A 2,630-nucleotide genomic window follows, 5' to 3' on the forward strand; every position below is an offset into this window, starting at 1 on the left:
CGTTCGAGGGCCCCGCAGGCAATGCCCGCGGGGCCCTAGTCCTGTTGGGCAGAGATATATAAGGCGCGTGGGGTTTACGCGGATCAGTGTGCGGGCGAAAGCCCCGAGACATTCTCGCCCGTAACGCCCCGGCGTCGGCGGCGCGGCGCGGGGGCGCGCGCCCCCCCCCCCCCCCCCCCGGCCGGGGTCAGCTCTGGACGAGTTCGTAGCCGAGGTTTTCGACGGTGGCCTGGATCAGTGCGGCGTCTGCGGCGCTGGCGCCGGTGACGGTGACCGCGCCGCTGGTCAGATCGATGCCGACGTCGTCGATGCCAGAGAGCTTTTCGAGTCCGGCGCTGACCTTGCCGACGCAGCTGCCACAGGACATGCCCGAAACGACGTAGGTGCTCGTGGTGGTTGTGGTGCTCATGGCCGGGTCTCCTTGTGTGGCGTTGCTTTCCGAGGAGAGACGCTACGACATCATCTCGTGAATGTAAACCCCTAGGGGGTATAGGTATCGAGCCATTTACCCATATACCTAGCGGGGGTATATTGGTGACGTGGGTCACCGGGACTCGCATCGAATCGGAAAGGGGCCTGGCCGTGGTGAAAACACAAGGGAGTGATCGCGCCGGCATCGAGGCGCGAACCGCTGACAGCACCCGAGGCGAGGACCTCGCCATGGCCGCCACGAGCGTCTGGATCGTCTTGGCCGTACACCTGGACGGGCGTGCGCACTACCTGGATTTACCGGACTCGTTCTTCACCTGGTGGCATCTGCTGTTGTATTCCGGCGTCGGCGCAGCGGCTGCCCTGCTGTTGACGATGGGCGTGCGGCGCCGTAGAACAGGTCGATCGCTGATGTCGGCGGCGGTGTCGATGCCGCGGGGGTACGGTGGGTCGCTGGCCGGGGTCGGCGTCTTCGCCGCCGCCGGGCTCGCGGACATGGCGTGGCATCTGAGGTTCGGGGTCGAATCCGGGCTCGACGCGTTGGTCAGCCCGACTCACCTACTCCTGTTCACCGGGGCCGTTCTGCTGTTCTCCGGCCCGCTGCGCGCGACCCAGATCAAACAGCCCTCAGCACCGTTGTGGGCCGTGCCCGCGGTCATCGCCGCGACTGCCATCACCGCGATCGTCGGCTTTGCCCTCAGCTATGTCTCCGCGTTCACCACCGACGCACCACTGCGCGCAGTCGGCGACTTCCCCGAGGGCACCCCGGCGCACTACGCCACCGAGATCCCGGCCCAGGCCGGACTCGGCGCCTATCTGATCACTACCGCGCTGGTCGTGGTCCCGGTTGCGCTGCTGCTGAAGCGGCGGCGATTGCCCGTCGGTGCGATCACAGCCTTCGTCACTGCATTGGCCATCCTCGCCCAGACCGTGCAGAACTTCACCCGCCCCTCGGTCGTGGTGGCCGCCGTCGTTGCCGGGCTGGTCATCGAAGGGCTCGTCGCGGTAGGCACAGCCTGGATGCCCCGGGTGCCGACAGTGGCGGTTGTCGCGGCCGCGCTGCCGACGATGCTGTGGTCGGCGCAGTTCGCGGCCTTGCAGCTCGGCCCGGGAGTCGCGTGGTCGGCAGAACTCGCCACCGGGACGGTAGTGCTGTCCGCTTTGATGTCGGTGGCGATCATCTCTGCTCTACCCGAAAGGCGTGAGGGAACCTAAGCCTGCGGAGGAGAGATCCCGGCGCGCTCAACGGGCAAAGCCGACCGTTTCTACGACTTTCCTACGTAGCATCGCTCTCGGGTGCCCGCAATCGACGTGAACATGATTCATTTCCGCATATCCAGCGCCGTCGTGGCCGCGCCGGATATGCGGCTCGACTGCCCGGGCGCGCCGAGTCGGCGTTCAGCCGAGGGCTGCGATCAATTCCCTGCACGCCGTTTCACAGCGTCGGCATGTCTGCGCGCAGACCCGGCAGTGTTCGTGGGCGGTATGGCGTTCGCATTCATCCGCGCAGCTCGCGCACGCGGTCGCACAGGCTTCGAGAACCGCTCGGGTCAAGTTCGCGTCGTAGCCGGTGTGACGCGACAACACTCTTCCTGTGGTGTCACAGATGTCGGCGCAGTCGAGATCGGATCTGATGCACTTGACCATTTCGGCCACGCTCGGCTCGCTCAAGCAGGCATCCGCGCACGCGGTGCAGGCCTGTGCGCATTCGAAACATCGTTCGATGCACGTGGCAAGTACATTCCGGTCGACCTGGCCGAGATCGGCCGGATACGAGTCGAGCAGTTCAGCGACGGTACCCATGAGTTTCCTCCTCGACGAAAAGTTCCAGCTGGTCGTCGGTGCATTACCCGGCCACCGGGGGGCGAAACCGCAGCGAACCGGCGGACTCGACCGGCCACGGGGCGATCGTCTCGCGGGTTGCGGGAGCCGGCACCCAGCAGGCCATGGCGCGCGCCACACCTCGGATCGGTTGCTCCACACCGAGCCGATATCTACTGTCTAACTACGTAGATATTCGTAGTCCGTTCGACACGAACTCATCGTCGAACCCAGCACAGAGGAGTACCCCACAGTGAGCCAAGCAGGCCGTCCTGTAGTTCTGATCGCCGACAAGCTCGCCCAGTCGACCGTCGACGCGCTCGGTGACGGTGTCGAGGTTCGCTGGGTCGACGGCCCCGACCGCCCGGCCCTGCTCGCCG

At 66.0% G+C, this 2,630-nt stretch carries 3 protein-coding genes; 1 reads left to right on the forward strand and 2 read right to left on the reverse strand.

Annotated features, from left to right (window positions below; genetic code table 11):
- Positions 1 to 187 precede the first annotated feature (187 nt).
- Positions 188 to 409 (reverse strand): heavy-metal-associated domain-containing protein, encoded by a 222-nt coding sequence (locus QH270_RS14045; protein ID WP_054811672.1) that lies wholly within the window; start codon positions 407 to 409, stop codon positions 188 to 190.
- Positions 410 to 660: 251 nt separating this feature from the next.
- On the opposite strand from QH270_RS14045, the gene QH270_RS14050 reads away from it, so the two are divergent.
- The gene (locus QH270_RS14050; protein WP_146088985.1) at positions 661 to 1,644 is read left to right on the forward strand and encodes a hypothetical protein; all 984 of its coding nucleotides are present in this window, start codon (positions 661 to 663) and stop codon (positions 1,642 to 1,644) included.
- Between the two features lie 183 nt (positions 1,645 to 1,827).
- On the opposite strand, the gene QH270_RS14055 is transcribed toward QH270_RS14050, so the two are convergent.
- On the reverse strand, positions 1,828 to 2,232 hold the full coding sequence (locus QH270_RS14055; RefSeq protein WP_054811674.1) for a four-helix bundle copper-binding protein: 405 nt from the start codon (positions 2,230 to 2,232) through the stop codon (positions 1,828 to 1,830).
- Between the last annotated feature and the right edge of the window lie 398 nt (positions 2,233 to 2,630).

The sequence above is a fragment of the Nocardia neocaledoniensis genome (genome assembly GCF_029868625.1).
GTDB lineage: Bacteria > Actinomycetota > Actinomycetes > Mycobacteriales > Mycobacteriaceae > Nocardia > Nocardia neocaledoniensis_A.

What these genes read in the sequence shown, in the direction of transcription:
- QH270_RS14045 (WP_054811672.1), bottom strand. Translation starts at nt 409, where the DNA reads ATGAGCACCACAACCACCACGAGCACCTACGTCGTTTCGGGCATGTCC.
- QH270_RS14050 (WP_146088985.1), top strand. Translation starts at nt 661, where the DNA reads ATGGCCGCCACGAGCGTCTGGATCGTCTTGGCCGTACACCTGGACGGG.
- QH270_RS14055 (WP_054811674.1), bottom strand. Translation starts at nt 2,232, where the DNA reads ATGGGTACCGTCGCTGAACTGCTCGACTCGTATCCGGCCGATCTCGGC.